The following is a 5,886-nucleotide window of genomic DNA, read 5'->3' on the forward strand; positions in this document are numbered from 1 at the left end:
TTTTAGAGGAGCGCGACTCATGACCGTGATCAAGCAAGACGACCTGATTCAGAGCGTTGCCGACGCCCTGCAGTTCATTTCCTATTACCACCCCGTGGATTTCATCCAGGCGATGCACGAAGCCTACCTGCGCGAAGAATCGCCAGCGGCCCGTGATTCGATGGCGCAGATCCTGATCAACTCGCGCATGTGCGCCACCGGCCACCGTCCGATCTGCCAGGACACCGGCATCGTTACCGTGTTTGTCCGCGTGGGCATGGACGTGCGCTGGGATGGCGCGACCATGGGCCTGGACGACATGATCAACGAAGGCGTGCGTCGCGCCTACAACCTGCCGGAAAACGTCCTGCGGGCCTCGATCCTTGCCGACCCGGCGGGCGCTCGCAAGAACACCAAGGACAACACCCCGGCCGTAATTCACTACTCCATCGTCCCGGGTAACACCGTGGAAGTGGACGTAGCGGCCAAGGGCGGCGGTTCCGAGAACAAGTCGAAAATGGCCATGCTCAACCCGTCCGACTCGATCGTCGACTGGGTGCTCAAGACCGTTCCGACCATGGGCGCCGGCTGGTGCCCACCAGGCATGCTCGGCATCGGCATCGGCGGCACCGCCGAGAAAGCCGCCGTCATGGCCAAGGAAGTGTTGATGGAGTCCATCGACATTCACGAACTCAAGGCCCGTGGTCCACAGAACCGCATCGAAGAAATGCGCCTGGAGCTGTTCGAGAAGGTCAACCAGTTGGGCATCGGTGCCCAGGGCCTTGGTGGCCTGACCACCGTGCTCGACGTGAAGATCATGGATTACCCGACCCACGCCGCGTCCTTGCCGGTGTGCATGATCCCGAACTGCGCCGCTACCCGTCACGCGCACTTCGTGCTCGACGGTTCCGGCCCGGCCTCGCTGGAAGCGCCACCGCTGGATGCCTACCCGGAAATCGTCTGGGAAGCAGGCCCGTCGGCCCGTCGCGTCAATCTCGACACCCTGACCCCGGAAGAAGTGCAGAGCTGGAAGCCGGGCGAAACCGTCCTGCTCAACGGCAAGATGCTCACCGGCCGCGATGCTGCGCACAAGCGCATGGTCGAGATGCTGAACAAAGGTGAAACCCTGCCGGTCGATCTGAAAGGTCGCTTCATCTATTACGTCGGCCCGGTTGATCCGGTGCGCGAAGAAGTGGTTGGCCCGGCTGGCCCGACCACCGCAACGCGGATGGACAAGTTCACCCGTCAGATCCTCGAGCAAACCGGCCTGCTGGGCATGATCGGCAAATCCGAGCGCGGCCCGACCGCCATCGACGCGATCAAGGACCACAAAGCCGTTTACCTGATGGCAGTCGGCGGCGCGGCTTACCTGGTGGCGCAAGCGATCAAGAAATCCCGCGTAGTGGCTTTCGCCGAACTGGGCATGGAAGCGATCTACGAGTTCGACGTAAAAGACATGCCTGTGACCGTTGCGGTCGACAGCAAGGGCGAGTCGGTACACATCACCGGTCCTGCCATCTGGCAGCAAAAGATCAGTGAAAGCCTGGCGGTGGAAGTGCAGTAAGCGCTTAGACTGCCCCGCAGGAAAAGGCGACCGGAGCTGTGCTCCTGTCGCCTTTTTTATTGCCCGCACATCCCCCAGCAGGCTCGCTTCTACAGGGGATCGCGTGGCCATGTTATGGTGCGCCCCCTCCGTTCCCCCGTGTGTAATGCAGCATGTTCGAGTTTTCTCGCCCCTTGCGCCTGACGGTCTATACCGTCGTCATCATCGCCGGCGCCGCCCTCGTTGCCACGTTGGCCATGCGCCATACCGTGCGCCAATCAATGATCGAAGACGCGGCACGGGCCAATCAGCAATTGGCGCTGTATGCCACATCGTTGCATACGCTGATCGAACGTTACCGCGCCCTGCCCTCGGTGCTGGCGCTGGACCCGCAATTGCGCGACGCCCTCAAGGGCCCGGTGAGCCCCGAGCAGCAGGATGTGCTGAACCGTAAACTCGAAAGAATCAACGGTGCGGCCGACTCTTCGACCCTGGAATTGCTCGACCGTACGGGGCTGGCCGTGGCGGCAAGCAACTGGCGTTTGCCCAGCAGTTATGTCGGCCACAACTATGGTTTTCGGCCCTATTTCAGCCAGACCCGCACCCAAGGCACCGGGCGTTTTTATGCCGTGGGCGTGACCAGTGGCATTCCCGGTTACTTCCTGTCGAGCGCCGTCACCAACGACGACGGCCAGTTTCTCGGCGCCATGGTGGTGAAACTGGAGTTTCCGGAACTGGAACGCGAATGGCGCCAGGGCAGCGACACGTTGCTGGTCAGCGATGCCCGCGGGGTCATCTTCATTGCCAATCAACCGGGATGGCGCTATCGCCATTTACAGCCACTCAGTGCCAGCGATCACGCCGAGCTCAAGGCGACCCGCCAATACGACAAGCAACCGCTGATGCCGCTGGACTACCAAGTGCTGCGCCACTTCGACGACAACAGTGCGCTGACACGGGTCAATGGCCCGGACGGCCGTGCCGATTACCTGTGGGAATCGCTGCCGCTCGCCGCCGAAGGCTGGACGTTGCACTTGCTGCGCCGTCCGCAGGTGGCCTTCGAGGACAGCCGCAACGCCGCGCTTGCCGCTGCCGGGTTGTGGCTGACGGTGGTGTTTCTGCTGCTGTTTCTCCACCAGCGCTGGCGCCTGGCGAAGATACGCCAACGCAGCCGCGAAGAACTTGAACAACTGGTGGAGGAGCGCACCCGCGATTTGCGCACCGCCCAGGAAGGCCTGGTGCAATCAGCCAAGCTCGCCGCCCTCGGTCAGATGTCGGCGGCACTGGCCCATGAAATCAATCAGCCACTGACGGCCCAGCGCATGCAACTGGCTACTTTGCGTCTGCTGCTCGATCATGGCCGCGTCGATGAAGCGTACCAGGCGCTCAAACCGCTGGACGACATGCTGACCCGCATGGCCGCCCTCACCGGGCACTTGAAAACCTTCGCCCGCAAAAGCCCCAGCGGCTTGCGCGAACGCCTGGACCTGGCGGCGGTGGTCGACCAGTCATTGCAATTGCTCGACACTCGCTTGCGCGACGAGCAAGTCAGCACCGTGCTGCATATGACGCGTCCGGCATGGGTGCGCGGGGATGCGATTCGCCTGGAGCAGGTGTTGATCAATCTGCTACGCAACGCCCTCGATGCGATGCAGGATAAACCCTGCAAACGCCTGGAAATCCGTCTCCAGGCTGATGAACAATTGTGGCGACTGAGCGTCATCGACAATGGCAGCGGCATCGCAGAAGAAAATCTGCCCAAGGTGTTCGATCCGTTTTTCACCACCAAACCCGTGGGCGACGGGCTGGGCATCGGGCTGGCCGTTTCGTTCGCCATCGTTCACGAAGCGGGCGGGCGATTGACCGCGGATAATCACGGTAATGGCGCGGTGTTCACCCTGACCTTGCCGATCGACCTGGAGGCCCAAGGCTGATGCTCAATTCTGTGATGGTGGTCGACGACGAAAGCAGCATTCGCAGCGCCGTCGAGCAATGGCTGAGCCTGTCCGGTTTTGACGTGCAATTGTTCAGCCGCGCCGAAGAGTGCCTGGCGCAGCTGCCCAGGCATTATGCCGGGGTGATTCTCAGTGACGTGCGCATGCCCGGAATGAGCGGCCTGGAATTGCTGGCCGAAGTGCAACGCCGCGACGCTGACCTGCCGGTGATACTGCTGACCGGTCACGGCGATGTACCGATGGCCGTCGACGCCATGCGCGATGGCGCCTATGACTTTCTCGAGAAACCTTTCAGCCCGGAAACCTTGCTCGGCAGCCTGCGCCGGGCGCTGGACAAGCGTCGCCTGGTACTGGAAAACCGCGCCCTGCATGAGCAGGCGGACAACCGCGCCAAGCTCGATGCCACACTGCTCGGCGTGTCCCGTGGCTTGCAGACTTTGCGTCGACAGGTACTGGATCTGGCGTCGTTGCCGGTCAATGTGTTGATCCGCGGTGAAACCGGTAGCGGCAAGGAATTGGTTGCCCGCTGCCTGCACGACTTCGGCCCACGGGCCGACAAACCCTTTGTCGCGCTCAACTGCGCGGCAATCCCTGAGCAGCTGTTCGAAGCCGAACTGTTCGGCCACGAAAGCGGTGCGTTCACCGGGGCACAAGGCAAGCGTATCGGCAAGCTCGAATACGCCGACGGCGGCACGCTGTTCCTCGATGAAATCGAAAGCATGCCGCTGGCGCAGCAGGTGAAACTGCTGCGGGTGTTGCAGGAACAAAAGCTGGAGCGATTGGGCTCGAACCAGAGTATCCGGGTAGACCTGCGCATCATCGCCGCGACCAAACCGGACCTGCTTGATGAAGCGCGGGCCGGTCGTTTTCGCGAAGATCTGGCCTATCGGTTGAACGTCGCTCAATTGCGTCTGCCGCCCTTGCGCGAACGCCGTGAAGACATACCGTTGCTGTTCGAATCCTTCGCGCAGAACGCTGCCGAACGCCTGGGACGCAAATTTCCACCGTTGAGCGGCGCGCAGCTGAGCCATCTGCTGAGTCATGACTGGCCGGGCAACGTGCGCGAACTGGCTAACGTCGCCGAGCGCCAGGTCCTGGGCCTTGATGAGCCGGAGCTGTTGGCCGTCGAACCCGGGCAGTCACTGGCAGCGCAACAGGAGGCTTTTGAAGCGCAGTGCCTGCGCGCGGCGCTGATGCGGCACAAAGGCGATGTGAAATCGGTGCTTGAAGAACTGCAACTGCCGCGCCGGACCTTCAATGAAAAGATGCAGCGGCACGGGTTGACCCGAGAGATGTTCCTGTAGCGTCTGGACGGACCTCATTTTTGATCGTTCCCACGCTCCGCGTGGGAATGCCTCAACGGACGCTCCGCGTTCGGCTTTTGGGACGCGGAGCGTCCCGGGCTGCATTCCCACGCGGAGCGTAGGAACGATCTGTTTCGGCGGAAATCCGCTTCTCGCCCTGCACGCCATAAGCGGATTTCCGCTCATAAAACCTGCCTACCCCTTCTAAACCGGCCCTCTCGCCGTTGGCACAGCTCCTGCTATAGCCCCGGCAGCCTGCGTTTACGCGCGCTTCATAAAATAATTAAACGAAGGATCCTTCAATGGATAACTCCAGTTCCCTGCCCCGTGGGTCGGCTGCCGTGTCGACAAAACAACGCACCACCTCCAGCCGTATCAAATCGATCTTCAGTGGCTCCGTCGGCAACATGGTCGAATGGTATGACTGGTACGTCTACGCCGCTTTCTCCCTGTACTTCGCCAAGACCTTCTTCCCCAAAGGCGACACCACTGCACAATTGCTGAACACCGCGGCGATCTTCGCCGTGGGCTTCCTGATGCGCCCGATCGGCGGCTGGCTGATGGGCCTGTACGCCGACAAGGTCGGACGCAAAAAGGCCCTGATGGCCTCCGTCTACCTGATGTGCTTCGGCTCGCTGCTGATCGCCCTGAGCCCTGGCTATGAAACCATCGGTATCGGTGCGCCGATCCTGCTGGTGTTCGCCCGGTTGCTGCAGGGCCTGTCGGTGGGTGGCGAATACGGCACCTCCGCCACTTACCTCAGCGAAATGGCAACCAAGGAGCGTCGTGGCTTCTTCTCCAGCTTCCAGTACGTGACCCTGATTTCCGGTCAGCTCATAGCACTGGGCGTGTTGATCGTGCTGCAGAACCTGCTGACCACCGAAGAGTTGTACGCCTGGGGCTGGCGCATTCCGTTCGCCATCGGCGCGCTGTGCGCAGTGGTCGCGCTCTACCTGCGTCGCGGCATGGAAGAAACCGAATCGTTCACCAAGAAAGAAAAGGCCAAGGAAAGCGCCATGCGCACCTTGATGCGCCATCCGAAGGAACTGATGACCGTGGTCGGCCTGACCATGGGCGGCACCCTGGCGTTCTACACCTACACCAC

4 protein-coding genes are annotated in these 5,886 nt (G+C 61.6%); all 4 read left to right on the plus strand.

What is annotated here, in order from left to right:
• Positions 1-19: 19 nt before the first annotated feature.
• Positions 20-1,543 carry a fumarate hydratase gene (locus tag D8V06_RS20215; protein WP_008061943.1) on the plus strand — a complete coding sequence of 508 codons (1,524 nt, stop codon included), beginning with the start codon at positions 20-22 and terminating at the stop codon, positions 1,541-1,543.
• 152 nt (positions 1,544-1,695) lie between these two features.
• Positions 1,696-3,456 carry an ATP-binding protein gene (locus D8V06_RS20220; protein WP_130906554.1) on the plus strand — a complete coding sequence of 587 codons (1,761 nt, stop codon included), beginning with the start codon at positions 1,696-1,698 and terminating at the stop codon, positions 3,454-3,456.
• Positions 3,456-4,781 carry a sigma-54 dependent transcriptional regulator gene (locus tag D8V06_RS20225; protein ID WP_130931663.1) on the plus strand — a complete coding sequence of 442 codons (1,326 nt, stop codon included), beginning with the start codon at positions 3,456-3,458 and terminating at the stop codon, positions 4,779-4,781. Before D8V06_RS20220 ends, D8V06_RS20225 begins: the two co-directional genes overlap by 1 nt.
• Before the next feature lie 302 nt (positions 4,782-5,083).
• Positions 5,084-5,886, plus strand: an 803-nt coding sequence (locus D8V06_RS20230; RefSeq protein WP_130931664.1) for an MFS transporter, incomplete at its 3' end; no start/stop codon positions are given.

The sequence above is a fragment of the Pseudomonas sp. Sample_24 genome (genome assembly GCF_004307605.1).
GTDB lineage: Bacteria > Pseudomonadota > Gammaproteobacteria > Pseudomonadales > Pseudomonadaceae > Aquipseudomonas.